Raw genomic sequence first — 25016 nt, 5'->3', positions numbered from 1 at the left:
AATCGACCCACTTCTTTTTTTAAATAGAATCAAACAAAATCTGTTGTTCTGACCTATCTTCAGTCTTTATTGCTATCTTCGACTCAATGATATTTGATTTTTCGAGGTTCTGGATTAGTTCATCAATTTTCGAAAACTTTTCTGCACCTGCCCTTAGGATATATTTTTTGGGCCATTTCAATTTTTCGTTATCTAGGGCACTTTGCGGTATAAAGACAATACGTTCTTGTTTTAAAGCATAATCAGCTTGTTTCAATGCTCCACTAGTTTCTCCAGCCTCAATAATTGCTGTTGCTAATGAAATTCCACTCATGACAGCATTGCGCATTGGGAAATGCCATCTTTGAACGGGTGCAGATGGAGGGAACTGTGAAATCACCAATCCTCTTTCTGAAATCTCCTGTTGAAGCTTTTCATTCTCTTTGGGATAAGCTTTAGTTATTGGGGTTCCTATTACAGCTATAGTTGGTTTGTTCGCATCTAAAGCGCTTCTATGCGCCGCTGTATCAATCCCCATTGCTAAACCTGAAGAAACAACTATTTTATGCTGTCCTAATAGCTTTGCAAGTCTAGCAGCTCGTTTTTTTCCATCTTCTGAAGGATGTCGAGTCCCCACCACTGCAACAGCGGAGTAATTTGTTAAATTGGGATTTCCTCTCATAAAAAGATACGGAGGCGCTTCTTGTGTTAATTCCAATAACTTAGGGTATAAACCAGTTCCTCTTTTTACAATAAGATCATCTTCTGAAAGTCGCTCAAAGCTTCTTTGCACAGCCACAAAAGCAGATTTCAGCTCAGCACTTGGAATCATTAAACACTTTGATATATCATCTAAATTATTTAACAGAGATTCATTCATATCTATACTACTACATAATCTTGCAAATTGTGGTTCTGTTTTTTTATCAGAGTAATTAAAAAAGGTTTGAATCGTAAAATAATTGAGCGCTTCTTGTAGTACCGTATCATTTGGTGTCATAATCATTTTAGTCTCACTTTTTATTGATATTCCGATACTGTTAGCTTCATTTTTTCTTTCATCTAAGTCTGATTTTAAAAACAAAGATGCTCCTCTAGTTGCTTTGATTGGTTGTAATTTACCTGAATGTACGAGTTGATTAAGCCTTTGTGTTGAAACCTCTAGGTAAGATGCAGCTTCACTTGAGAATAACAACTCATTAGATAGAAATTCCTTTAATTCATCTACAGTTCCGAACGTTCTCATCGGAATCACTCCGTTTTGTTATTGTATATTTATACTAACATAAGGGTTGATAACCATCAATAGTTATATCCGAAACTAAAAAAAATATTCAAAATTTCTTGTTTTGTCTCAAATTGTCCCTCTTTTGTTTATAAAAATCCCCTCTTTACGAGGGGATTTTTCATCTGCACAAATAAGAACACTCTTTTGCTATAATAACCCTACGACCACCAGGGAGGACATGCCATGAGAGTAGTTTTATACATCCGTGTATCGACTGATGATCAAGCGCGCGACGGTTTTTCCATCGAGGCTCAGAAAAGGAAGCTAATTTCCTACTGCGACTCCCAAGATTGGACTGTAACAGACGTTTACATTGATGAAGGGTTCTCGGCCAAGGATCTAAACAGGCCTGAAATGAAACGCATGTTAGAGGATTTAGAGGACAATAAGTTCGATATGGTATTGGTTTATAAGTTGGATCGCCTTACTCGCTCTACGGCCGACTGTGATAAGCTGCTTAAGCTGTTTGAATCTCACAAGGTCATGTTCCAGTCCAGCACGGAATCTTTCGAGACACGTACTGCAACCGGCCGTTTGTTTATTCGCCTAATTTCCGACCTAGCTCAATGGGAGCGTGAAAACATTGCAGAACGCGTGCGTTTTGGTATGGAACAAATGGTAACAGAGGGCAGAAGGCCAGGAGGAAGATATCCATATGGATATACAAAAGAAGGCGTTCTGATTCCAGAAGAAGCCGCGGTAATACGTAGAATACGCGACATGTACATGAAAGATAATTTAAGCTTAAAGAAAATCGCTGTTACCCTCGTCCAAGAGGGTGTAACTCGACGTGGGTATGATTGGACAAAATCCTCGGTCTCATTGACATTGGAAAACATATATTATGCCGGTATTATTCGATTCGGCAGTAAGATGGCAAATGGAAAATACGTCAACCGTAAAAAGGAACTACGCACTGAAATTTTAGATTCCGTAGGTTCACATGAACCGGTTTGGACTTTAGATGAATTTAATGAACATTTAGAAATATTACGCGCTCGTTCAAATAGTGGATATAGCCGACTAGGAGATTATTGGTTTACTGGTCTACTGAAATGCGGTAAATGTGGATCGGGTATGTTCGGACGACTAACTAATGAAAGAATTCGTAAGGATGGAAGTAGAGCTAGAGTAGTCTATTATATGTGTAGAAGAAAATGGGCAAACAAATCATGCACAATGCCTATAATTAGACAAAAACATGTCGAACATTTGTTATTTGAATTTATTGAGAGCATTATAATTGACCCGAACATCACAGAAGAAAAAATGAAAAAAGTTAAATCTGAAAGAAAAAACAAAGAAAAAGAAATACAAAAGCATAAAAGAAACATTGAAGAAACTCAAGAACGCATGAAAAAATGGCAGTATATGTTTGTTAATGATCTTATTAGTGCAGATGACCTTCGTGAACGTCTAAATGAAGAACGGGTAAAAGAATCAGAATTAAAATCAGAACTCGAAAAAATAAATGTTAACAACCAGGAAACCGACTATATCATATCCCAATTAAAAGAAATGAAGGAATTATGGCCATTATTTGATGACAAAGAAAAAGCTGAAATCTCCAAAATTATATTTAAGGAGATCACTCTTTACACTGACTTAGAAAATGTTAAGGGAGTAAAAAACAAATTCTTCGAGGCGTCACTATCGGCAAAATATCGTTAAAATGAACCACATTTGGTATTATACGCTAAAGCTTTTGCGACCGTGCCCGTAACCGTGGAATATACCCTGACGCCGAAAGGCCGGGATTTACACAAAATTTTAAAAGAAATGAAACTTTGGGCGGCAAAATGGACCTGACTGACGCAGGAAGGAATTGTTCGTTCGAGGGCGGCGGATATAACAAGCCGATACATAGACAAGAGAGCGGGGAAAAAATCATGACAGCTTTAAAACCCGAAGAAGTGGTAAAACGTTTTTTCGATGAAGTGCGGTCGGGAAAAAATCTGGCGGCCGCTCCCGAGCTGATGGCCGGAAAAGTATTTGCCCACCAAGTCCAGTCGGAGCAGGAAGTCACGGTAGAACGCACGCCCGGGGTTTATGCGGAGCACGTGCGGGAAATGCTCGATGCCTACGGCCCTTTCACTCTGGAAGTACAGGAGCTCCTGGGCTCCGGCGACCGGGTGTATGTACGCTGGAAGCAGACGGGAACGCACATCGGCGAAGTCGACGGCTATGCGCCGACCGGCCTGCCCGTTATCGAGCTGGCAAGCGCGGTGTACCGGGTCGAGAGCGGCAAAATCGCCGAGTACTGGATCCAGATCGACCGGGCCGGGATTGAGCGTCAGCTGAAGCGAAATGCGGCGGACGGTGCGGCGGTGACAGCCAAGGCGGACGGTGCGGCGGACTAGCGGGCCGGTGCAGGCAATCACCGGGCCGGAGAAACCAGGAGCGGCCTTGATAACGGTGCTTTCTGTTGGCGGACGAGCATAGGTATGCGGTACGTGGTATGCGGTATGAAATGTAAGGTGCGAGATATGAGGTACGCTTTCACATATGACAGCTGAATCTCACGGAAAGCGAAACAAAAAAGAAGCCGGCTAACCGGCTTCTTTTTTGTTTTTTTCCAGCATGATGTCTGAAGAAAATGACTAGGCAACGGGAAAGGCACGGAAAATGCCCGCGAGTTCTGCCGCAGGCACGGGCTCGTTCTGCCCAACGCCCGTCGCATGCTTCGCTCTAGTTATAGCGCCACAGGCAGTTCCCGGCATGGCGGCCGGCCTCTCCGGGCCGTTTCCGAAGCGGGCATGACGCCGCATGACGCCGGCCCTCATTCCCCCTCAACTTACAGCTTACAGCTTAACGGCACAGCCGCTCGCCGCCGAAGCGTTGGACGCTTCCATCAGGCGGGTGAGGTCCGCTGCAAGCAGCAGATTTTCCTCCGCCCGGGTACCGGACTCGATATGCGCCACCCACTGCTCGAAAGCGGAAGGCTCTGCCTGCGGAAGATCCGTGACCGTCCGCCACTCCTCCCCTTCCTGTGACCGTGTACGAAGCAGAAGCTTGTCGTCATGCTGGGAATACAGCAGCGTGCCCTGCGTGCCGTGAATCTCGATCACGAACGGGGAATGGCTGTTCACAAAGCCCGCTTCCACGATGCCCAGCGCGCCGTCCGGATAACGCAGTACGCTTACCGCGTTATCTTCAGCGGAGCGTCCCGTGACGCTGCCGTAATTCGCCGTCAGGCTTTCCGGCATGCCGAGGAACAAGCGGGTCAGGTACATCAAATGGCAGCCGAGATCGATCATCGCGCCGCCCTGCGCAGCGGATTGATCGAAGAATCGCTCGGGAAGCCAGCCGCCCCCTTCTTCACGGCTCAATCCGCCGTTATGGGACAGTCTTACGCGGACCAGCGTCGGTTTTCCGAGGACTCCCTGTCCGAGAATGTTCTGAATCGCCAGCGTATACGGGGCGTTCAATCTCGGCAGCGAAACCGTCATAACCACGCCCGCTTCGCGCACCGCGTCCATAATCTCGCCGCATTCCCGCTTCGTGGCGGCGACGACTTTTTCCGTGAAAATATGTTTACCGGCCTTGGCCGCCGCCACCATAACGTCCCGGTGAAGCCGGGTCGGGGTCGTCACGATAATGCCGTCGATTTCATCATCGGCAAGCAGTTCATCCAGGTTTTCGTAGAACGTAATTCCACGGGTATCCGCTTCTTTGCGGCCTCTGGCCGTGTCTTCATCCCAGATCGCGGTCACTTGTGTGCCGGGATGCTCATTGGCGTCTTTCTCGTAATCCAGGGCATGAACGTGCCAGAAACTGAGCAGAGCGACTTTTAACATAGGAAAACGACCTCCATTTTGTCTGGTTGGTGTGAGCATGCCGGAAGGGCGAAACCTTTTGCCGGCGAATGCCTTTTGTACGGAAGTGCTTGTGGATGTTAACTGGTTTAGAAAATATGTACATGTTGAACGCGCGTACATCGATCTGCAAAAAACATGACCGGCTGCAACTGGTCCACTAAAAATAGCGTAAAGTGGCTCTTCAGAAAAGTCAACCGTCCCGCTAAGATGGGAAAAACGGCCGCAACCAGGCAAATTACAGGGGTGGAGACTTTGAGAAGAAAAGAATTCGGTATAGAAGACTGGCAGGAAGTCGAGCAGTTTATGAGCGAAATGACATTCGGAATTCTGGGGACGACGGGTGAAGATGGGTACCCGAATTTAAAAGCTCTTAATTTTGTATATGCGGACGGCGCGATTTATGCCCACGGCAGCAAAGTCGGGGAAAAAATTTCGGACCTGGGCCGAAATCCTCTCGTCACTTTCGCCATAGCGAAGGAATACGCGCTCATTCCATCGTATTTTACGGAGCCCGTGTACGCCTGTCCGGCGACAGCCTTTTTCAAGTCCGTCGTGATAAAAGGCAAAGCGGTCCTCGTGGAAGATTTGGAGGAAAAAGCGAAAGCGCTCGGCGTCTTTATGGAAAAGCTTCAGCCTGAGGGAGGTTACGAGCCCTTCTCCCTGGAAAATCAGGGCTACGTCAGCCAAATCCGCGGCGTCGCCGTAATCCGGATCGACGTGGACGACGTGTCCGCCAAATTCAAGTTTGGCCAGAACATGAAGGGCGCCAAGCGCAAGGCCGTTGTGAGCGGGCTCGAAAACCGTGGAAATGAGCTGGACGAGGAAACCGTCCGTCTGATGAAGCTGTATTGTCCGGCGCATAGGGAGGGCTGACAGGCGGCCTGGACGCGCAGCGGGTTACTTGTCGGCGGACCGGCTCCATGTGACGCCTGACGCACACAGACGGGCTGTAAGCGCGGAGGTGCAAGCATGTGTCGCATGGCGACAGGCTTCCCCGTTCGTTTATTGAACAGCCATGTTGGAAAGGACGCGCAGCGGGTTACTGTTATCGGCGATCGGCTCCGTGTGACGCCTGACGCACACAGAGGGGCTGCAAGCGCGGTATCGCAAGGTGACGGCTTGCCTGTTCGTTTATTGAACAGCCGTGTTGGAAAGGACGCTCAGCGAGTTACTGTTATCGGCGGACCGCCTACTTTTGACAGGGGCCGCACGCGCGGAGGTGCAAACATGTGTCGCATGGCGACAGGCTTCCCGCTTATCGGACGACGCTCTACGGGTTTACCCCTGTCCGCGACCGGCTCCATGCGAAGCCTGACGCAGGAGGCTTCCCCTTGCTGGATGGCAAAACCGAAAAACCCGGTTCCGCTCTATACGGAACCGGGTTGTTTTGTTTGCCGATCTCTGTCGGGGAGTGCCTGCGTCCGAATCTTGATCGGAGGCTTCATTCGAAACCTCCGGAGCGAAAATGCCGCCTCACAGGGACGCGGGCGGGCAGCCGCTCCGCTTCAACCGCTATGCGCGCCATCGGCTTCACAACCTTCGCATCAGCATCCATTTCAGGTCACTCGACTCCGTCAGCGGGATTTAAAACGCTTTAGCCGCACGGAACTCTTCAAGCGCCTGACGGACCGCCTGAGGCGTATCCAGAAGCAGCACCCGTTCCGCGAGCTCGCGGCACTCCTGACGGTCCAGCCCGGCGAGCACTTCTTTCAGCGGGCTGAGACGGCCCGCTTCCATGCTCCACTCGTCCAGTCCAAGTCCGAGCAGAAGCGGCGCGGCCAGCGGATCGCCCGCCATACCGCCGCACATGCCGGTCCATTTGCCGTTGGTGTGCGAAGCTTCGATCACGGTGCGGATAAGCTGGAGGACGGCCGGATGGAAATAGTCGTACAAGTACGCCACGTGTTCGTTCATGCGGTCCACGGCCAGCGTGTACTGGACCAGATCGTTCGTCCCGATGCTGAAGAAGTCCACTTCCCGGGCGAACTGGCCCGCCATCACGGCCGTGGAAGGAATCTCGACCATGATCCCGACTTCCATGTTTTCGTCGAACGGGATGCCTTCCCCTCTCAGCTCCGCCTGCGCTTGCGCCAGGATTTTTTTGGCCTGCCGCCATTCCTGCAGGCCGGAAATCATCGGGAACATCACCTTCAGCTTGCCCGATGCGCTGGCCCGCAAAACCGCCCGCAGTCTGCGTAAGCAGCAGCTCCTTGCGGCTCAGACCGATCCGTATCGCCCGGTAGCCGAGGAAGGGGTTCACTTCCTTCGGCAGCTGTAGATACGGAAGCTCCTTATCTCCGCCGATGTCCATCGTGCGGATGATTACGGGGCGGCCCTCCATCAGCCGGGCCGCTTCCGCGTAAGCACGGACCTGTTCTTCCTCCCCCGGCATAGACGGGGAATTCATGAACAGGAACTCCGTGCGGTACAGCCCCACGCCGTCCGCTCCCTGTTCGGCGGCGGCCCCGGCTTCCGCGGCGGTCCCGATGTTCGCCGCGAGTTCCACGCGCGTGCCGTCCGCGGTTACCGCGGGACGGGCCGCGTACGCCTCGAGCGATTTGCGGCGCTCGAGATCCTGCCCCATGCGGATCCGGTACCGATCCGCTTCGGCTTCGTCCGGCCGGGCGATACACAGCCCGGCGGCTCCGTCGACGACGAGAGTATCCCCGTCGTCAATGCCGTCCACGGCATCGCCCGCGCCGACGATGGCGGCGATGCCCAGCGACCGCGCCAGAATGGCGGTGTGGGACGTTGCCCCGCCCGTGCGGGTGATAAAGCCGACAACCTTGGACGGATCGAGCTGCACCGTGTCGGACGGCGTAAGATCGTCGGCCACGAGAATCACCTCACCGGTGATTCCCCCAAGCCCGGCTCTCTCTTCCGGCGACAGGCAGGCCAAGAGACGGTTTCCGATATCGCGGATATCGGCGGCACGCTCTTTCATGTAGTCGTTGGTCATCCCCTCGAACCAGGAAGCGACCTGGCTTACGATTTCGGATACGGCCTGCGGAGCCGGTTCCAGCTTTTCCCGGATACGGGCTTCCATCTTCGGATAGAAGGCCGGATCGTCCAGCAGCTTCCGCTGGCCTGCCAAAATACCGGCCTGCTCTTCTCCGACGGTTTCTTTCGCCTTCTCCGTCAACTGTTCCAGCTCGCCCGCGCAGCGGGCTTTCGCGTCTCTAAGCGCGGCAATCTCGGCCTCCACAGCCGCCCCGTCGTCTGCGATAGGCTTCCATTCGGCAGCAGCTCCGCCTGCGCTCTCCTGAGCCGGACGGTAAACGAATGCCGGAGCGATACGGATTCCTTCCGAAACGCCGATTCCCTGAATATGCAGCCCCTTCATCAGGCTTCACCGAACTTGCTTTCGACAAGCTTGGTCAGCGCTTCAACGACTTCTTTCTCACCGTCGCCGCTGGCTTCGATCGTCACGACTGCCCCTTTTTCAATGCCGAGCGTCATCAGCTCCAGCATGCTTTTGCAATCCGCCGTGCGTCCTTCTCCGGTCTTCAGGTGTACCTCTGCTCCAAACTGTCCCGCCGTTTCAGCAAAAAGCTGAGCCGGACGGACATGAAAGCCCTGCTCGTTACCAATCGTTACTGTTTGTGCGAACATGTCGTTCCTCCTCACCCGTTGTACCGCCGGATCAAGACCGCAAAATAAGGATAGGGTTGTATGGTTTCTCCCGACAGCTATCCGGTTCTGTTTTGCAAGGCGTCCTTCGGCGTTTTTTCCGGTTCATGTTTAGATAATGGTAAAATCCCGCTCTCTGGTCTGCTTCTATCTCTCTGTAACTCCACACGTTTACCGACTCTTGGCCGGATACAACCTTCTGGTTTGGTTTACGGTTGTTTTTTTCATGAAGCAAGGTTACGCCAGCAGGGCGATCCGTTCTTTGTACTTCTGGATCAGCGCTTGATTGTGCGCGTCGGAACCGTCGATGTTGCCGCTCAGGAACACCGGCGGGTTAAAGCCGTTTTCGATCATGATTTCAATGGATTCGGCAAAAACGGCGTTCAGGATCGCGGCTCCGATCACGGTCGAACTCGGCGTGAAAGGCACCTGCATACCCGGATGGTTCAGCACGGCGTCTCCTTTGACCGAGAAGTTGTCGATCACGAGATCCACCGCATCGGCCAGATGCTTGCCGCTGGTATGCCGCGACGGCTGGCTCATGGAATATTCCAGGGAAGTGATTCCGACGGTAACGCCGCCCTTCTCCTTCGCCATCAGAGCGACATCGACGGGAACCGGATTGCGGCCCGAAGTGGACAGGACAAACACGACTTCGCCCGGACGGATATCCTGCTCCTTCATGAAATCGACCGCCAGATCGTTCTGTCTCTCCAGCTCCGAAGAGCGTACGGCACCCTCGTGCAGCATCAGTTTCTCGACGAAGATCGGACGAATCGGGACAAGCCCTCCGGCCCGGTAAAAAACTTCCTCCGTCAAAATATGCGAATGGCCGCAGCCGAACAAATGAATAATGCCGCCATCCTGAATGCAGGCCGCCACTTTCTCGGCCGCTTCGCGGATCGGGCCGGCCTGCTCGGTCCGGACTTTGTTCAACAGCTCGCCGATCACATCAAAATACGTATTCATCATCATAGCTCTCACCCCGTTGTCAGTCTGTTGAATCCTGGTGCTCCCCGTCTTGCAAGGCCCGTTTGACCCGCAATAGCATCTCGGCCATCACGTCCAGGCTCCGTTCGATAATCTTCTCGCCCTTCTCCCGGGTAGCCAGCGTGGCGTCCCCAAGCACGGCGGAGGATGTGATTTCCTCCCACGGCGTCGGCGTGCAATCCGCTTCCGCGCTTATGTGCGGGGCGCCGTCTATGGCTTTGCTCATGTCCACATATTCGCCGGCGAGATAGAGCATGTAAGACGTCTCGATTTCGTCGGCATGCATATAGGTGCCGTGGGCCGCAGAGGATTCCCGCACCTGGGCCGTAATTTCTTTCGTGCCCGGGTAGAAGAAGTAGAACACTTTCAGCTCCGGTACCCGCTCGTATAAAATCCGTGCGGCTTCTTTAAGCGCCACCGCATTTCCCAGATGCCCGTTGACCATGGCGAAAATACGGAAGCCCTGCTGGTACAGGCTCTCTCCGATATCGGCCAGCAGCCGGATCAGCGCCTCGTTGGAGACGTTGATGCTGCCCGGGAAATTGCGCAGGCTCCATACCTGGCCGTAAGGCAGGACCGGAAGCACGAAGCTGTCCGTCCGGGCCGCCAGTTTGTCCGCCAGCCGTTCGGCAAGCAGATTATCGGTACCGAGCGGCAGGTGGGGGCCGTGTGCTTCGACGGCTCCGATTGGCAGGATCGCCGCCCGGAATTGTCGGATTTTATCCTGCACCTCGTACGAGTTTTCGTGCTCGAATTTCATCGTGCGCGCCTCCTTACTTTTTGAATGAGAAGCAGTTGGCCGGGTTCTTCACGAAAAATTTCTCGATCAGCTTCTGCCCGTCGAACCCGTTGCGGTTCGCTTCGTCGACAAAGCGCGGCACCCACTTCGCGATAATGTACTCCAGTCCGAGACCTTGATCGTAATGCTTGTAGTAGGTTTTGCGGGCGGTATCTCCGCTGATCAGAATCTGATCCTCGTAGCCCTTGCTCACGAGATTGAGAATGAGCGCGATCCGCGTGCTTTCGGGAGCGTACTTGATTTTGCCGATGCCGTCAAAGCTCATGTAAGCGCCGGTTGCCGCGATCTGCTCGTGGTAGTAAGGGTCCGGATTGCGGTCCATATGGCCCAGGCTGAGATACGACAGGTTCACGCCCTCGCTTTTCAGAAGCTCGATCTGCTCCAGCGCCATGGTGCCCACTTCCGTATGGGAGTGCACGGGTGCTTTCGTCTCGTGATGCGCACGCGCTACCGCGCGGAGCGTTTTCTCTTCGAGGGGCGTGATGCGGTTGTAGCCCGTCCCAAATTTAACCTGACCGGCTTTGAACGGAGTTCCTTCAAGGCCCTCTTCCACTTCGCGGATAACGAAATCGGCCAGTTCGTTGATGCTTTTCGCTTCGATCCATTGGGTATACGTTTCGTAATCGCCGGTGAGCGGCTTCAGCTCTTCCTTGATTTTGGCGTCCCACAGAAAGCTTTTGTTAAAACCGGCCGTGCCCACGATCTTAATGCCCGTTTCGAGAGCGATTTCCTGAACCGCCTGAACGTCCCGGCCGTAGTCGACCGCCGTCGCGTCCACGATCGCCTGTCCTCCGTGCTTTTTGAAATCCAGAACGTCCAGCTTGGACTTCTCTTTGTCATCCAGCAGCAGATCGTCCTCTCCCCGTTCCTGCCAGAAGGCCGGACGGCATACAATATGTTCGTGGGAATACGTAAAGCCCAGATCCTCTTTGGCAATGTCTCCATGTAAGGTACGGATATAGCTCATGACGTGTCTCCTCCACTCTTTTTTCTGAAAAGGAAGACGGCGGAGCTTAGCGCTGTCACCGTCTTGTTGCCGCGGGCTTGGGCCCGCCACTGTTTTAGTTAAAACGCTTTAGTTAAAAGAACAATTTGGCCAGGAAGTTCAAAATCGGACCGATGATGAACATATCGGAATCCGCCGCCCACATAGCCGTATCCGGCACCGTGGAGCTGATGAAGAAGCGGACCATGAGGAATTGTCCCCAGGCTACGATCGTGGAAGTGATGAATCCGCCGATCACGGCCCCGCGGACACCGCCCGTCGAGTTCCCGAACACGCCGGCCGTAGCCCCGTGGAAGAACAGAACGATCATCGTCGGAACGAAGATGTAGGAAACGGTGTTACCGAGCACGAGCAGCCAGATAATGGCGCCCGCGAAGGCTCCCAGGAAGCCGAGTACGACCGCGTTCGGCGCGTACGGATACACAACCGGCGCGTCCAGTGCAGGCTTGGCTCCGGGTACGAGTTTTGTAGCGATCCCGTTGAAGGCCGGAACCAGTTCGCCGACAAACATCCGGACCCCCATCAGAACGATGGCGATACCGCCCGCGAACGTAAACGATTGGATGATGGAATAAATGATAAAGTTCTGGTCGCCCGATTTCGCCATCAGTTCGGCGGCCGCAGGCGTTCCTTTCGTCGAAAGGATAACGGCTCCGATCAGGAACAGAATCCCCATGCTGAGTGCGGTAATGACGTTGGAATCCCGCAGGAACTCAAAGCCTTTCGGCACTTTGATTTTCTCGGAATCGTTGTTTTTGTTGCCGAACAATTTACCGAACAGGGCTGCCAGCAGGGCAACCGAAGCGGACGTGTGACCGAGGGCGATGTTATCGTTGCCCGTTATTTTGCGCAGGAACGGCTGAACGAGAGCCGGCTGGAAGGTCCAGTACAGACCGAGCACGACGGCAACCATCAGCACGAGCTTCCAGATCGCGATACCGCCTGCGGCATGCACGATAACACCCGCGAAAATCGTTGAAGTCCAGAACATCATGTGTCCGGTCAGGTAAATAAATTTGAACCGGGTAAAACGGGCCAGCGCCACGTTGATCAGGAAGCCGACGAGCATCGCCAGCGTGACGGCGCTTCCGTACTTGCCGTTAAACGCGTCCTGCCCCATAAACGTACCGAGCGAGCCGGCCTCCAGTCCGAAGACCTCTTTCCACATCGGCTCGAATACGTTCAGCGCTTTGACGATAACGTCGGAACCGGCGCCGATGACGAGGAAACCGATAATCGCTTTAAAGGTACCGCTGACGAGCTGGCTCGTCGATTTCTTCTGGAGCAGAAGGCCAACCAGAACGATGAACCCGAGCAGAATGGCCGGTGTTCCGAAAATATTGGTCGCGATCCAAAAAAGCACGTCCATAAAGACCCCTCCTTAATGGGTTACAGCACTTCTTCCAGTTTTTGTTTGATTTCGTTGTTGTCAAAATAGTTATTGACGATTACGATTTTGGCGGCATGGCCTTGAAGGCTCTGCGCCAGCTCATTGCTTGTGATGATGTAATCAGCCGCCGTACCGGATGCCGTGGATACGTCGGTGTGTTCCACATCGGCGTTAACGCCCATGCCGCTCAGCACGTTCTCCACGTTCATTCTCAAAATCAGGCTGGTTCCTTGTCCAAGACCGCATACGCATAAAATTTTCATTGTTCGTTCCCCCTAATAAGTTGTTGGATAGTATCTACATCGGCTGCCTGCTTGAACGCTTCCACATTGTCCGGGTTGCTCAGCAAAATCGTCAGCTTGCGCAGCATGGCGATATGCTCGGAGCTTGTGGACCCGCCCAGTGCGAATACGAGCTGAACGGGATCGTTGGCCGCGTGGCCGAATACGACCGGTTTCTTCAGCCGGAGCAGCGAGACGGACGCTTCTTTCACGCCGTCTTCCGCACGGGCGTGCGGCAGAGCGATATGCGGCGCCAGTACGAAGTACGGGCCTTTGTCCCGGTAGGAATCCACCATGGCTTCGGCATAGCGCGCTTCCGCGGCTCCCGCGTCGGCCAGGAGTCCTCCCGCCAGGCGGATCGCTTCTTCCGCCGTCTCGGCTTCGACATCAAGTGCAATCAAGGACGGTTCTAAAAATTTCATCTCTCATCTCTCCCAAATCCGGTAGTCTAACTGCGGGGACCTTCTTCTATCTGCTGCAATATCTGTTCTTTGGTCCCGGCGTCCTTCAGCCGGGTCAGGCTGTCTTGTTCTCTGAGCAGGAGCGTCAGCTCCGACAATGCTTTGAGATGCGATTCTCCGTCGATCGCCGCCAGCACCAGGATCACCTGAACCTGATGGCGGGCTTCTTCGGAGAAGGCTACGGGCTTCGCAAGCCGCAGCAGGCTGATTCCCAGCCGCTTCACTCCGTCCTGCGGCTTGCCGTGCGCGATGGCGATGCCCGGCGCCACGACGATGTAGGGGCCGAGCGCCTCCACCTTGGCGATCATCGCCCCGATGTAAGCTTCTTCGATGCGCCCGTCCTCGAGAAGAGGCAGGGCCGCCTCGCGGATGGCGGAGCACCAGTCCGCGGCTTCCTCCTCCACCCGGATCATCGGTCCGGTGAGCAGGTCGGCCAGCGACGGCTTGCGGGCTTCGCTCAGCCACGTTTTCCCTACGGACATGTAGCGGTTCAATTCCTCCGCAAGCCCCGTTTCATCCGTCACCTTCGCGTATTTGCGGACAATATCGAGCAGGGCTTGAACCGAGCTGGCCTGGGCACGCGACTTGCGGCCGACGACCGTGTTGATCTGGTTCAGCAGATGCTCCTTGTCCTTGTCGCTGAGGATCGGATTCACGACGAACACGGGGACGCCGCTGTCCGGGAGAGGAACCGTCGAGAAAATAAAATCGACGCTCTCCTCTTCAAACGTTTCGTAATCCCGCAGCGAGAGAACCGCCGAAATGTCCACCGCCGAAAATAAATGTTCGAGCTGGGATTTCAGCATTCGCGAAGCGGAAATGCCGTTGACGCAGACGATGGCGGCCCGGCGCCTCTCTACCGGCTGCGTGTTTTCCCTGCGCAGCCAGCCGCCGAAGTGCATGGCGAGGTAGCCGATCTCGTTATCGTCCAGCTTTCGTCCGACAAGCTGTTCGAACGGTGCCGCGGAACGCCGCGTCAGCTCGAACACTTCCCCGTACTTGGAACGGATGTTGCCGAGGAGCGGGTTATCGAGCTCCAGCCCGTACAGGATCCGGTAATACGCCGGCTTCAGGTGGACGAGCAGATTCTCTTCCATCGCTTCTCTGTTCGGCAGAAACACGCAGGCGTGACGCTGGAAGGCGTCGGTCATTCCCCTGGCCGCTTCGCGGAGCTTGTCGTTCACTTCCTCAGAGCCGGTCAGCTGTTCCATGCGGTTAACGCGCGCGCCGAGCAGGTGCATCGTAAAATACGCGATTTCCTCCTCGGGTATGGCGGTGTCGAACAAACCGCCGAGACCTTCCGCTATGCGGGCCGCCGCCTCATACTCCGGCATGCGCCCCAGCACGCTGCGCTCGTCTTCGTCGATCGCAATGAGCTGCTTGTTCTGAATCCGGCGTGTATAGAGCAGGAAGCGGGTGGTCAGGTTAAACACCATCTCGTCCGTCAGTTCCACGCCGAGTGTGCGTTCGCTGTCGGCGATGAGCCGGTAAACCCGTTTCAGGTGATCCGGCTTCATCGGCGGGAACAAGTCCAGCACCCGGTCAAGACTGCCGGGGTCTTCACTCCGGCTGAGCGCCTGCTCCCAGCCCACGCTTCCGAAAATCTGACCGAAGTAGTACGTGAGCGCCTTCCGCTTGTCGCTCTCTTCCCCCTGTACCCGGTAGCCGTGCTTTCGGTCGTAAGCGACCTTAAGCTTCAGGGACTCCAGTTCGGGCCGGATGATGTTTAAGTCCTTCAGCACGGTTCCCCGGCTGACTTGCAGAAGATCGGTCAAGTGATGGACAAAAAGCGATCCGTCCGCCGGGGACAGAAGATGAACGGCCAGCCAGGCCAGCCTCTCCCGCGGAGACAAGTAGTACTGCTGGACCGGAAGCTGTCCGGCCATCTGCGGAATGCCCTTGCGGCTTTCATCCGGCAAATAGTAACCGGCTGCCCGGACATATTCGACCGGCGGAAGATGAATCGTTTTCAGCCAGTCGTTGATTTTTTCCATATCGTAATAAACGGTTCGTCTGGAGATGCCGAGCTTCTGCATCAGTTCTTCCAGAGATACATAATCGGCTGCCTGCTGCAGCAGCGTCATTATCCGGGTACTGCGTTCGTCCAGAATACGGCATCAACTCCTTTGCCGTTTAGTGTGGTTCTTTGTTCGATTTGATTATACCCAGGGACAAGAAACGAAAGACAGTTCAATTCGTGGAGGCTCTTTTGTGCAAAAATGAATTCTACCGGAATAACCTCCCGAAAACGGATTCCCCCTCCGGCTTCCGGCCACGCAAAAAAACGGCTCCGGAAGCATCCGCTCCTGGCCGCTTTATGGAGCCGGTTCGATTACACCGGCCTATGTCCTGCACGAACATGTACTCAACTCTACTGTCATGTACCGCGGTACGATTATGTATTCTCCATTTACCGTCATGTACGACCGGCAGTGTCATGTGCACTATTTGCATTCTGCTTACATATTACTTATATCTTGCTACATCTTGCTTATGTCTTACTTATATCTTGCTACATCTTGCTTATGTCTTACTTATGTCTTACTTATATCTTGCTTATGTCTTACTTACATCTTGCTTACATCTTGCTTACATCTTCCTTATGTCTTGCTTGCTTCTTACTTGCATCCTGCTTGTACCCTAGCGGCATAAGCGCTTGCACCTTGTTTGCTCTACCGGCGTTACCACGCGCCCGCCCGCGTCACTCCGTTTCTTCAGGATGCAGCCCCGTCTCTCTCTCGCTCCAGTCCCAGAACTTCGCGGCGAGCTCCTTGTCTTTGGCCCGTGCGGATACCGGAGCGATCTTCTTCCTGTAAAAATATTCGCCGGTTGCACACTCCACGTTATCGCTCGTAGCCAGGTAAACCGCCGTTTCCGCCCCCTGTGCGGGCGTTAGGAAAAAAGGCCGCAGCATAGCGAGCACCGATTTGCCGAAGCCCGTGTTCCGGTCCACGCCGATCTGGGTGCCGACGGCTCCGGGATGCAGGGCGTTCACCGTGACGGAGGTTCCCTTGAGCCGGGCGGCGAGCTCCCTGGTGAACAAAATGTTCGCCAGCTTGGACTGCGCATACCCCGTCCACACCGTATACCCCTTCGTCAGATACGGGTCTTCCCAGCGGATCTTGCCGATTTTGTGCGCGCCGGAGGAGACGACGACGATCCGGCCCTGCTCCGCCCGCTTCAGAGGGCCCAGGAGCAGGTTCGTCAGCAGAAAATGGCCCAGATGGTTGACGCCCATCATGACTTCGAATCCGTCGGAAGTGGTCTCTCTCTTGAGCGATACGACGCCCGCATTATTGATCAGCACGTCCAAATGATCGTAGCGGCTCTTGAAATCCGCGGCAAAATTCCGGATGCTCCGGAGCGAACCGAGGTCGCACTGCATGAGCTCGATGTCAGCAGAACCGCTGGCCTCCATCGCTTCCCGGAGAGCGCTGCGCCCCCGTTCTTCGCTGCGGCAGACCATAATGACTTTCGCTCCCTGCCGGGCCAAGGCGACCGTCGTGGCAAGGCCCATGCCGGAATTGGCTCCGGTGACCATCATGATTTTTTGCTTCATCTGCAGCCCGCCTTCGTTTGGATTTTGGGGAAAATCGTGTGCAGCCCGATGGCCGATACCGGATGCTTAACCGGTCAGACCAGACCTTCGGCCACCGTTGTCAAAAAATGCTCCTTATGCGCCGGATGGCAGGCGATGAGATAAGGCTCAGAGCTCATTCCGCCGAAAGGCCTGCCCTCAAAATCCATGACAAGTCCGCCCGCCTCCTGCACCATCAGAATGCCTGAATACAGATCGGTTCCCTCGGAATTGTACAGGACGATGCCGTCCAAGTCTCCCTTGGCGAGCATGCACCACTGGAGAGTCGGGGCCCATACCCTCATCATCCGCTTGAAGCGGACATCCAAATGGTGGCGGAGCTTAACGGCGCGCGCCTCGTTCTGGACCTTGTGCCCCTGTATCCAGCCGATCGTGCCGCGCTGAATGGACGGGCACGGTTTGGCCTGAATGCGGATATTGTTGCAGAAGGCCCCTCTGTCCGCCGCGCTGAGGAACAGCCTGTCCACCATCGGTTCGTAAATGACGCCCAGTACGGGTCTGCTTTGATGCATGAGCGTGATGGACGTAGCGAAGAGCGGAAGACCGATCGCGTAATTGTTCGTCCCGTCAAGCGGGTCCACGATCCACATCCAGTCGCTCTGCCTTCCGTTGTGCCCGATTTCCTCGCTGTCCACGCAGTGATCAGGAAAACTTTTCGCGATATGGGTCAAAATAATTTCTTCCGCGAGGTGATCCACCTCCGTTACGACATCGCCGAAGTCGTCCTTTTCCAGAATGCTGTTGATATTCTCAAACCGGTTCTTCGCTTCTTGTCCGGCTTGCAAAGCGGCTTGGATCGCCACCTTCTTCGCTGCGCGCAGAATGTCTTCCACGGTCTTCTCCCCCTCCGCTCTGTCTGTCCGCCTATCCGACTAGGCTTTTTTTACCGTGCCTGCGTTCCTATGGTTTTACCGGCCGCGTTCCTGCCATTCGTTCTCCAAAATACCCATTTCGATTAAATTCCAGTATGCGTCTCCCATTCTTCTCGCGTCCCGGATAAACCCTTCTTTAACGAAGCCTTCCTTCTCGTAACAGCGGATGGCCGCTTCGTTAAAATCAAAAACGCCTAGCGTCATTTTATGAAGCCGGAGCTCCCCGAACCCGATCCGGAGCGCCTCGCGGATCATTGCCTGTCCTGTCCCGCGTCCCCTGCTGGCCGTATGGCCCACCAGCACTTTGCCGATTCTTGCGGAGCGGTTATGGCGGTCGATATTTCCGATCGAAATATGTCCTACCGGCAGGTCGTTTTCTGAATCGATGACTTTATAGATAAGCCGTTCGGATCGTTCGGGATCGTTCGCCCCTTCCATATAAGCATCCAGCTGCAAGGCGGTTAGAGGGTACTTAAACTGGGGTCCCGCCCATTGAAGCAGAAAAGCCTCGTCTCCGCTCCACTCGATAAGCTGGTTATAATCCTCTTTTCCGAAATACGCAAAGCGAATCATGTCAGATCACATTCCTTCCCATCTGATTAAAATCAAATATAAACCGGCGGTAAGAAGAGCGCACGGCACAATAAGCAGGTGCTGTCTGTTCTGCAGGCAGGTCAGCAGGCCGAAAACGAAGGTAAATACCGCCAGCAGCACGCTCAAAGCAAGCAGCGCCGTCATGACGAGGTAACCCGTAAGCTCATCCGTAAAGAGCATTCTCCCCAGGCGGAAAGCCGCAATTTCAAGCCCTGCGGTAAGCAGCAGAAATAAGGCATAATAGCGCCACGAAAGCTGCCGGTTCCCGCCGCGTGCGGATTTCGTCCCCTTGTCGTTTGGCATGGCGAGCCTTGCCTCCCATCATTTGTAAGTTGATCCTTCTGTTAGAGTAGCATCCCTGGTCTCATTTGAAAATGCTTTTTGGAAAAGAAAAGTTCCGTTAAAAGAAGGTAAACAACAGAAATTCCTTGCCTTTTCCTTCCCATTTCACAGCTGCACGAACGGCTGCATAAAGACCCGATCGGCGTAAATACGCAAAAAAGCGCATGCAAGTTATGCACACGCTGTCTCATTTTACATCCGTCCCTCACTCGTTACACCTGTCCCTCACTCGCTTGCGGTTTGCAATCACTTAAAAGTGTTCCATACTTAAGAAAAACAGACGACCGTTCCCGGTACAATACCGGAAAACGGCCGCAGCTTACTGGACGTGTCTTTTTGTTTATGTTTTGCACGGCTTGGCTAGACCGGAATTAAGTACTACGGTTCTCCGAATCCTATAAAAGTCATACTCAAAAATGCGGCTATGAATCCTGCCACCATAAGAAAAACGATTAACAGCCCGGTAAATTTCAAGAATCCTCTCTCACCGGTGACAATTCCTATAACACCTAAAAGAATGCCGATAACTAAAGAACCCAGTGCTGAAAAAAACAAGGATTTTATTAGCATCACTTCACCGGGAGCAGGGTTAGCTGAAACCGAGTAACTCATAATAAGCAGCAATGCCCCCGCAAGACTTACTATCGTTGACAACGCTCCGAAAGTCCTCTTTTTAGAAGTCAATATTTCGCTCCTTAATCAGATGTTATCCGATGGTTTATATTTATCAACATACCTTCCAGTCCCCATTTCAAAGATATTCATTATGTTCCCGGTAAAAAAAGAAAACACCAAGCGAAACTCACTTGATGTTCTCATATGCAAGCTATGTACTATGGCTCCCCCGGCAAAGCTTTGTAAGATCCTGTTCACGGCCTCTTCCGGGCCTCTTCGGGCCTTCTTCAGGCTTGCTGTGAACTTGCACGGGGCTTCCGGGGGAGTTCTTCAAGTTTGCTCCGGGCTTCCAGGCTTGCTCAAGCCGATTACTTGCCGATCTGCTCGCGTTCTTCCTTGCTCGGGCCGTAAATGCCCGGAACGATCAAGCCCGCTTGGCGCATTAGAACCGTCATTTGTCCACGGTGATGTGCCTGGTGCTGAATAACGAAGCGCATGATGCCATGAATCGTGGTTTCCCGGCCGAACACGGTAATGCTTTGCTTCAGCGTTTCGTCCGTCCACTGTTCGCCCGCCGCCCGAAGCAGGTTCGAGCTTGTCTGCTCGTAGACATCGGCGATTTCTTTGGCGGACTCGGGAACCCCAGCGCTTCGCTCAGGTCCCTCGAACTTCAGGCCTGCCGCCGAAAAAAGGCCGTACATGGCTTGAGACAGATGCCATCCAAGCTCTCCGAGGGAGAAGTGGTCCAGAGCGACGCTCTGGTCGAGCGACTCGTCCGTTAAGGTATTCAGAATTTTCCGGGTCAGCGAAGCCTCATGCTTCCATTCCTGTTGAAATTCATTCAGACTTGCAAACATACTAGTCAGCCTCCTTCAATGAACTCATCTCTTTAACAGTATAATACAAAGAGGTCCTCCTTCACCAACGACGGCGCCCCATAAGATGGAGAGCTGCGCGGAACATGAAGGGAGAGGCCCCCTCCGGTTAACTCCGGTTAATTTCCGGAACGTTCCCTGTTCTTTTTTGGAACTCTCCTCCGCATTCGGTATAATGAACAACGTACATACATCTGCCGCATATTGCCTACAACAGGAGGAATAACGATGAACCTACTGCCGTTAAAAAAACGCGGCCTGAACGCCAGCCGTCTCGTACTGGGCTGTATGCCTTTCGGCGGAGGCTGGAACTCCGATCCGGTCACCAAAGAAGACGAAGCCCAGGCGCAGAAAGCCGTCGAAGCCGCTCTTTCCATCGGCATTACCATGTTCGACCACGCCGATATTTACACAAGGGGCAAGGCGGAAGAAACCTTCGGCCGCATCCTCAGAAACAAACCGGGCCTGCGCGAGGAGATGGTGATCCAATCCAAATGCGGCATCCGCTTCGCCGAAGGGGACATTCCCGGGCGTTACGACTTCTCCAAAGCCTACATCGGAGAAGCCGTCGACGGGATTCTGCGCCGTCTCGGCACCGACTACCTCGACGTTCTTCTGCTGCACAGACCCGATCCGCTGATGGAACCGGAAGAAGTCGCGGAAGCGTTCGGGCGTCTAAAAGCCGCGGGGAAAGTACGTTACTTCGGGGTGTCCAACATGAGCGCCGCCCAGATCCGCTTCCTCCAGCGCGCTCTGCCCGATCAACTGGCCGTCAACCAGCTGGAAATGAGTCTGGCTCGCCACGACTGGCTCGACCAAGGGGTTCATGTGAACCAGAAGGCCGGCACTTCGGTGAATTTCTCCGAGGGGCTGCTGGAATACTGCCGGATGGAGGACATCCAGATCCAGGCGTGGGGCCCGCTGGCCCAGGGTAAATTCTCCGGCAACCTCGGAGACTCGGAGCCGGAGCACATCCGCAAGACGGCGGAGCTCGTCGGCAGGCTTGCGGATGAGAAAGAGACCACGCGCGAGGCCATCGTACTCGGGTGGCTCATGCGTCATCCGGCCATGATCCAGCCGGTGATCGGCACGGCCAACGCGGAGCGCATCGCCGCCTGCCGGGACGCGGAGCGCCAGGCGGAGCTCATGACCCGCGAAGAATGGTATTCGCTTTACGTCAGCGCAAGAGGAAGCTTTCTTCCTTAAGCGCTTCAATAACCTCCGGGGCTGCCGAGGCAGACCGGGGTTTTTTTTATGCCAAAAAAGGGGCCGGCAGCGCAGGTTCCAGGTCAAACAAAACAAAACAAAACAAAACGAAAAACACCTTTGATCAACGTTACCCCTGAAGGCTTATCGGCTAGAACTTGCCCCTTTTCTTGAGATAAGTCTGCAATCCCTGAAGAATGCCGATCGCCGCGCACACGAGTACACATACGATCAGAATAATCCACACAACCTGCGCAGCCTGCCAATCCGAAAGGCCCACGGACCGCACCAGATAAACGCTGATATATACTCTTACCAAATAGATCACACCCGCCATAAAGAGAAGCTCCACCGCCCGGTATAACCACTTACCGCCGCTCATATTATCCGCTCCTCTCTCTCCGGATTGCGGCGCAATCCTCCCCTGTTTTCACCGCATTAACAAGTAACCGGCGACTTTACGCCCCACCGCCTTGGGAATATTTTACCGCTAAAAAGAATTTGTCGAAATTCCCCCCTCCATAATAGGTTTTTATCCTTAATCGGGCCAGGCCTCCATGGGATAATAAAATTACGCATTGCAACCGTTTACATTTGAGGAGGGGTATCGTCTGCACACGATGTTTCAAAACTCTCGTCCGTTTGGAAAGGAGGCCTAACCAGCCCGCTTATCTGCTGCATCCCGCACGTATTTTAATTAAAAAGGAGCGTACCGATTGATGACTTCTTACACAATTCCCCGCAAAAAAATGATTCACCTCGCCCTCGCCTTCACGCTTGGCCTCGGTGCCGTGCCTGTTCTGGCTTCCAGTCAAGCCAGCGCGGCCGGTACGGCGGCGGTATGCCAGGATCCCGCCTGGAGCTCTACGACCGCCTACACGGCCGGCAAAAGAGTGTCCTATTCGGGCAAAACGTTCGAAGCCAAATGGTGGACGCAGGGAGAGCAGCCCAACGCGGCGAACAGTTGGGGCGCCTGGAAGTATGTAAGCGACTGCAGCTCCGGCGGCGGAACGACGGACACGCAGGCGCCTTCCGTTCCTTCGGGGCTGAAGGCAAGCGCCTCCACGAGCACAAGCGTCTCCCTGTCATGGACGGCTTCGACGGACAATGTCGGCGTGGCGGGCTACGACGTGTATCAGGGGACGGCTCTTGCCGCCAGCGTGACGGGAACGACGGCTCTCGTCACCGGCCTGACCGCCTCGACGGCCTACAGCTTCACCGTGAAGGCGAAGGACGCGGCCGGCAACGTTTCGGCCGCAAGCGCTCCGGTAAGCGTGACGACGCCGGCAGGAGGAACGACGCCTTCCCCGGACCGCAGGTACGTCGCCTATGCCAGTACCTGGAACACCAGCGTCTACGATTTGAAGCTGGAAAACATCCCGAATTACATCACGGATATCAACCTGTCTTTCGCCAGACCCGACACGAAGTATGTGAAAGGGTCCTATGCCTTCGACCAGGAAGTTGCGGGCTTTGAATTCGTGGAGGGCGCCACTACGGGCCGCGGCCAGCTGAAGTTTACGCCGCAGCAAGCCCAGGATCTGCGCAGCAATATCGCCGCACTCGACGCGCGAGGAACGGATACGTGGCTCTCCGTCGGCGGGTGGTCTTACAGCCAAGGCAGCCAGTGGGCGAACTTCAACGCGCCGCATGTCGTCGACCTTGCGCTGGATCTCGGCGCTTCCGGCGTCGATATCGACTGGGAGTCGAGCGGCAGCAACTGCAACAAAGCCGCGGATGCATCGTTCAGCTGCTCCAAAGACGCCGAAATCGCCGGCATCATCAACAGCCTGTACAACGAAATCAAGGCGCGGGGCGCGAAGCTGAAAATCTCCATCGCCGGCTGGTCCACGGGAGCCTACTACGTGAAAGGCACGCCTTTCGAGGAAGGCAAAGTGCAGTACGGCTCGCCGTTCGGCGGCACGATGTACCGCATCGTGAAAGATCACGGAAGCAAAATCGACATGATCAACCTCATGTCCTACGACGGCGGCGTTTATTACGATCCGCGCGAAGGCTACGAATCGTACCGCGCCATCTACGGCGGAACGATTAATATGGGCCTGCAGATTGCTCCCGAAGGCTCCGGCGGGGCCGTATTGAAGCTGAATGCGGCGCCGGGAACCGTTTATGACGCCGAGATGCTGAACGGCCAGAACAACGTCGCTTCCGCTTACTACAATGTGGAGACGCTCGTCAAATACGTCAAGAACAAAGGCAAATCGACCGACGGCTTCATGCTCTGGCAGCTGTGGAAGCAGCGCGTTCATCAGCCGGCCCCTTCGGACGGCGCCACCGAGAACAGCGCAGGCCAGTATGTTTGCCGCAACCTGCCTCTGGCGGGCGACTGCAACCAGACGATTCCTACCCTGCCGAAGCTGACTCCGTAACACGGAAACGGCCTAACGGCACTTTGCAGGCAGCGGTTACTTCTGCGTCTTTTCGCGCAGGGTAACCGCTTTTCGCTTTTTTTGGCGTCCAACACAAATAAACGCCCGGAGAAAATCGGAGCGCAAAGAGAGAGCGGCCTATTTATCCGCAGGTATTCCGGAATCGGTATGCTTTTAGAAAAGCCGCCCGGCTGTTTTCAAAGATGCTTATGTTCAGGCGGCTCTTCTTGCTTCCGGTCCGCATCATCACGTTTACGTTTGCTTTTTTTACCGTCGAGATGAAAAACCATAAACATGGCGCTTATGAGTACCCACATCAAAAACACCACAATGATGAGCTGATCGGAATGCAGCAAGTCAATGATCGAAGCCGGCATACGGATATTCTCCTAATTCATAAATTCGGCGGAGCTCGTTACAGAAGAGAGTTTCAGACGAATCCTACCCGGATAACTTTGCTCTTTGGTTTGGTGTTTCTCCCGCTGATAGTTATTCAACACCCGGTCTAATTCCTGTGATTTGCGTAATACCCTGGAGTCGGAGAATCCGTGTTCCCCGGCCAGCCGCATCATTTCTCTGCGGATTTCCTCAATATGTTGATGAATGGTATCCATCTTCATACTCTCCTATTGGTCATATGTAAAAACTGACTTCAACACTCTTCTTGTCATATTTTACATCCTTCTGTTAAATTATAGGATTTCTTCCGAATGACATTACTCTTTCTTTTCTTTGTAAGTCCCTTCTGCCATAAAAAAGGACACTCCCGGAAATCCGGGAATGTCCTTACTGCCGCTATTCTTTTCATTTGCCGGGTTAGTTCCCCCAGCCATGCCCCAATTGTACGATCTTATGTACTTGCGTCTGCGGTTGAGCTGAAAA

Annotated in this window: 24 protein-coding genes and 2 pseudogenes; 6 read left to right on the top strand and 20 right to left on the bottom strand. The window is 53.9% G+C overall.

The features are described 5' to 3' along the window. Positions 1–19 precede the first annotated feature (19 nt). Positions 20–1225: a DNA-processing protein DprA gene (locus ABC395_RS05585; protein WP_413001373.1), complete on the bottom strand. Its 1206-nt coding sequence runs from the start codon at positions 1223–1225 to the stop codon at positions 20–22. 225 nt (positions 1226–1450) lie between these two features. On the opposite strand from ABC395_RS05585, the gene ABC395_RS05580 reads away from it, so the two are divergent. The 3 genes and pseudogenes from ABC395_RS05580 (at position 1451) to ABC395_RS05570 (ending at position 3627) form a co-directional block, all read left to right on the top strand. Continuing rightward, the gene (locus ABC395_RS05580) at positions 1451–2938 is read left to right on the top strand and encodes a recombinase family protein (RefSeq protein WP_413001371.1); all 1488 of its coding nucleotides are present in this window, start codon (positions 1451–1453) and stop codon (positions 2936–2938) included. Between the two features lie 15 nt (positions 2939–2953). Further along, a pseudogene (locus tag ABC395_RS05575) lies at positions 2954–3076 on the top strand (winged helix-turn-helix transcriptional regulator); the annotation flags it as partial. A gap of 80 nt (positions 3077–3156) precedes the next feature. Then, the gene (locus ABC395_RS05570) at positions 3157–3627 is read left to right on the top strand and encodes an ester cyclase (RefSeq protein ID WP_413001369.1); all 471 of its coding nucleotides are present in this window, start codon (positions 3157–3159) and stop codon (positions 3625–3627) included. Between the two features lie 441 nt (positions 3628–4068). On the opposite strand, the gene ABC395_RS05565 is transcribed toward ABC395_RS05570, so the two are convergent. Then, entirely contained in the window at positions 4069–5064 is a 996-nt protein-coding gene (locus ABC395_RS05565; protein WP_413001368.1) for a Gfo/Idh/MocA family protein, read from the bottom strand. A gap of 273 nt (positions 5065–5337) precedes the next feature. On the opposite strand from ABC395_RS05565, the gene ABC395_RS05560 reads away from it, so the two are divergent. Then, positions 5338–5958, top strand: a complete 621-nt coding sequence (locus tag ABC395_RS05560; RefSeq protein ID WP_413001366.1) for a pyridoxamine 5'-phosphate oxidase family protein — start codon at positions 5338–5340, stop codon at positions 5956–5958. A 711-nt stretch (positions 5959–6669) separates the two neighbouring features. Here the strand turns inward: ABC395_RS05560 and ptsP are convergent. The 15 genes and pseudogenes from ptsP to ABC395_RS05485 form a co-directional block, all read right to left on the bottom strand. Further along, positions 6670–8428: pseudogene (gene ptsP / locus ABC395_RS05555) on the bottom strand (phosphoenolpyruvate--protein phosphotransferase). After that, positions 8428–8697 (bottom strand): HPr family phosphocarrier protein, encoded by a 270-nt coding sequence (locus tag ABC395_RS05550; protein ID WP_103994782.1) that lies wholly within the window; start codon positions 8695–8697, stop codon positions 8428–8430. The pseudogene ptsP and the gene ABC395_RS05550 overlap by 1 nt, the downstream one beginning before the upstream one ends. Positions 8698–8952: 255 nt before the next feature. After that, positions 8953–9687, bottom strand: coding sequence for an SIS domain-containing protein (locus tag ABC395_RS05545; RefSeq protein WP_103994834.1), 735 nt, complete (start codon positions 9685–9687; stop codon positions 8953–8955). 19 nt (positions 9688–9706) lie between these two features. Then, positions 9707–10465 (bottom strand): creatininase family protein, encoded by a 759-nt coding sequence (locus tag ABC395_RS05540; protein ID WP_413001364.1) that lies wholly within the window; start codon positions 10463–10465, stop codon positions 9707–9709. A 13-nt stretch (positions 10466–10478) separates the two neighbouring features. After that, positions 10479–11471: a phosphotriesterase family protein gene (locus ABC395_RS05535; RefSeq protein ID WP_413001362.1), complete on the bottom strand. Its 993-nt coding sequence runs from the start codon at positions 11469–11471 to the stop codon at positions 10479–10481. Positions 11472–11583: 112 nt separating this feature from the next. Beyond that, on the bottom strand, positions 11584–12879 hold the full coding sequence (ulaA, locus tag ABC395_RS05530; RefSeq protein ID WP_103994779.1) for a PTS ascorbate transporter subunit IIC: 1296 nt from the start codon (positions 12877–12879) through the stop codon (positions 11584–11586). Positions 12880–12899: 20 nt separating this feature from the next. Beyond that, a complete protein-coding gene (locus ABC395_RS05525; protein ID WP_076321610.1) occupies positions 12900–13163 on the bottom strand; it encodes a PTS sugar transporter subunit IIB in 264 nt (87 codons plus the stop codon). Further along, entirely contained in the window at positions 13160–13603 is a 444-nt protein-coding gene (locus ABC395_RS05520) for a PTS sugar transporter subunit IIA (protein ID WP_103994778.1), read from the bottom strand. The genes ABC395_RS05525 and ABC395_RS05520 overlap by 4 nt, the downstream gene beginning before the upstream one ends. Positions 13604–13629: 26 nt before the next feature. After that, positions 13630–15750 carry a BglG family transcription antiterminator gene (locus tag ABC395_RS05515; protein ID WP_413006686.1) on the bottom strand — a complete coding sequence of 707 codons (2121 nt, stop codon included), beginning with the start codon at positions 15748–15750 and terminating at the stop codon, positions 13630–13632. Between the two features lie 593 nt (positions 15751–16343). Then, positions 16344–17201, bottom strand: a complete 858-nt coding sequence (locus ABC395_RS05510) for an SDR family oxidoreductase (protein WP_413001359.1) — start codon at positions 17199–17201, stop codon at positions 16344–16346. Positions 17202–17275: 74 nt separating this feature from the next. Next, positions 17276–18073, bottom strand: a complete 798-nt coding sequence (locus ABC395_RS05505; protein ID WP_413001357.1) for an inositol monophosphatase family protein — start codon at positions 18071–18073, stop codon at positions 17276–17278. 75 nt (positions 18074–18148) lie between these two features. Then, positions 18149–18685 carry a GNAT family N-acetyltransferase gene (locus ABC395_RS05500; protein ID WP_413001356.1) on the bottom strand — a complete coding sequence of 179 codons (537 nt, stop codon included), beginning with the start codon at positions 18683–18685 and terminating at the stop codon, positions 18149–18151. A 6-nt stretch (positions 18686–18691) separates the two neighbouring features. Further along, positions 18692–19009 (bottom strand): hypothetical protein, encoded by a 318-nt coding sequence (locus tag ABC395_RS05495; RefSeq protein ID WP_413001354.1) that lies wholly within the window; start codon positions 19007–19009, stop codon positions 18692–18694. A gap of 417 nt (positions 19010–19426) precedes the next feature. Beyond that, positions 19427–19732, bottom strand: a complete 306-nt coding sequence (locus ABC395_RS05490; protein WP_413001352.1) for a hypothetical protein — start codon at positions 19730–19732, stop codon at positions 19427–19429. Between the two features lie 299 nt (positions 19733–20031). Further along, positions 20032–20520 carry a DinB family protein gene (locus ABC395_RS05485; protein WP_413001350.1) on the bottom strand — a complete coding sequence of 163 codons (489 nt, stop codon included), beginning with the start codon at positions 20518–20520 and terminating at the stop codon, positions 20032–20034. Positions 20521–20766: 246 nt separating this feature from the next. Here ABC395_RS05485 and ABC395_RS05480 point away from each other — a divergent pair, with 246 nt between their 5' ends. After that, positions 20767–21744: an aldo/keto reductase gene (locus ABC395_RS05480; protein WP_413001348.1), complete on the top strand. Its 978-nt coding sequence runs from the start codon at positions 20767–20769 to the stop codon at positions 21742–21744. 151 nt (positions 21745–21895) lie between these two features. On the opposite strand, the gene ABC395_RS05475 is transcribed toward ABC395_RS05480, so the two are convergent. After that, entirely contained in the window at positions 21896–22126 is a 231-nt protein-coding gene (locus ABC395_RS05475) for a hypothetical protein (RefSeq protein WP_413001346.1), read from the bottom strand. Between the two features lie 337 nt (positions 22127–22463). Here ABC395_RS05475 and ABC395_RS05470 point away from each other — a divergent pair, with 337 nt between their 5' ends. Further along, positions 22464–24134: a fibronectin type III domain-containing protein gene (locus tag ABC395_RS05470; protein WP_413001345.1), complete on the top strand. Its 1671-nt coding sequence runs from the start codon at positions 22464–22466 to the stop codon at positions 24132–24134. A gap of 197 nt (positions 24135–24331) precedes the next feature. Here the strand turns inward: ABC395_RS05470 and ABC395_RS05465 are convergent, their stop codons facing one another. Both ABC395_RS05465 and ABC395_RS05460 read right to left on the bottom strand, forming a co-directional pair. Further along, the gene (locus ABC395_RS05465; protein WP_413001343.1) at positions 24332–24511 is read right to left on the bottom strand and encodes a hypothetical protein; all 180 of its coding nucleotides are present in this window, start codon (positions 24509–24511) and stop codon (positions 24332–24334) included. 12 nt (positions 24512–24523) lie between these two features. Further along, positions 24524–24748 (bottom strand): Spo0E family sporulation regulatory protein-aspartic acid phosphatase, encoded by a 225-nt coding sequence (locus ABC395_RS05460; protein WP_413001341.1) that lies wholly within the window; start codon positions 24746–24748, stop codon positions 24524–24526. Positions 24749–25016 lie beyond the last annotated feature (268 nt).

The organism is Paenibacillus canaveralius (assembly GCF_047238265.1).
Taxonomy (GTDB): domain Bacteria; phylum Bacillota; class Bacilli; order Paenibacillales; family NBRC-103111; genus Paenibacillus_F.
Note: the sequence above shows the minus strand (reverse complement) of the source record. Positions and strands in the feature narration are given on the sequence as shown.

Coding starts and splice junctions, on each gene's coding strand:
- ABC395_RS05585 (WP_413001373.1), bottom strand. CDS start 1,225: ATGAGAACGTTCGGAACTGTAGATGAATTAAAGGAATTTCTATCTAAT.
- ABC395_RS05580 (WP_413001371.1), top strand. CDS start 1,451: ATGAGAGTAGTTTTATACATCCGTGTATCGACTGATGATCAAGCGCGC.
- ABC395_RS05570 (WP_413001369.1), top strand. CDS start 3,157: ATGACAGCTTTAAAACCCGAAGAAGTGGTAAAACGTTTTTTCGATGAA.
- ABC395_RS05565 (WP_413001368.1), bottom strand. CDS start 5,064: ATGTTAAAAGTCGCTCTGCTCAGTTTCTGGCACGTTCATGCCCTGGAT.
- ABC395_RS05550 (WP_103994782.1), bottom strand. CDS start 8,697: ATGTTCGCACAAACAGTAACGATTGGTAACGAGCAGGGCTTTCATGTC.
- ABC395_RS05545 (WP_103994834.1), bottom strand. CDS start 9,687: ATGATGAATACGTATTTTGATGTGATCGGCGAGCTGTTGAACAAAGTC.
- ABC395_RS05540 (WP_413001364.1), bottom strand. CDS start 10,465: ATGAAATTCGAGCACGAAAACTCGTACGAGGTGCAGGATAAAATCCGA.
- ABC395_RS05535 (WP_413001362.1), bottom strand. CDS start 11,471: ATGAGCTATATCCGTACCTTACATGGAGACATTGCCAAAGAGGATCTG.
- ulaA (WP_103994779.1), bottom strand. CDS start 12,879: ATGGACGTGCTTTTTTGGATCGCGACCAATATTTTCGGAACACCGGCC.
- ABC395_RS05525 (WP_076321610.1), bottom strand. CDS start 13,163: ATGAAAATTTTATGCGTATGCGGTCTTGGACAAGGAACCAGCCTGATT.
- ABC395_RS05520 (WP_103994778.1), bottom strand. CDS start 13,603: ATGAAATTTTTAGAACCGTCCTTGATTGCACTTGATGTCGAAGCCGAG.
- ABC395_RS05510 (WP_413001359.1), bottom strand. CDS start 17,201: ATGAAGCAAAAAATCATGATGGTCACCGGAGCCAATTCCGGCATGGGC.
- ABC395_RS05500 (WP_413001356.1), bottom strand. CDS start 18,685: ATGATTCGCTTTGCGTATTTCGGAAAAGAGGATTATAACCAGCTTATC.
- ABC395_RS05495 (WP_413001354.1), bottom strand. CDS start 19,009: ATGCCAAACGACAAGGGGACGAAATCCGCACGCGGCGGGAACCGGCAG.
- ABC395_RS05485 (WP_413001350.1), bottom strand. CDS start 20,520: ATGTTTGCAAGTCTGAATGAATTTCAACAGGAATGGAAGCATGAGGCT.
- ABC395_RS05480 (WP_413001348.1), top strand. CDS start 20,767: ATGAACCTACTGCCGTTAAAAAAACGCGGCCTGAACGCCAGCCGTCTC.
- ABC395_RS05475 (WP_413001346.1), bottom strand. CDS start 22,126: ATGAGCGGCGGTAAGTGGTTATACCGGGCGGTGGAGCTTCTCTTTATG.
- ABC395_RS05470 (WP_413001345.1), top strand. CDS start 22,464: ATGACTTCTTACACAATTCCCCGCAAAAAAATGATTCACCTCGCCCTC.
- ABC395_RS05465 (WP_413001343.1), bottom strand. CDS start 24,511: ATGCCGGCTTCGATCATTGACTTGCTGCATTCCGATCAGCTCATCATT.
- ABC395_RS05460 (WP_413001341.1), bottom strand. CDS start 24,748: ATGGATACCATTCATCAACATATTGAGGAAATCCGCAGAGAAATGATG.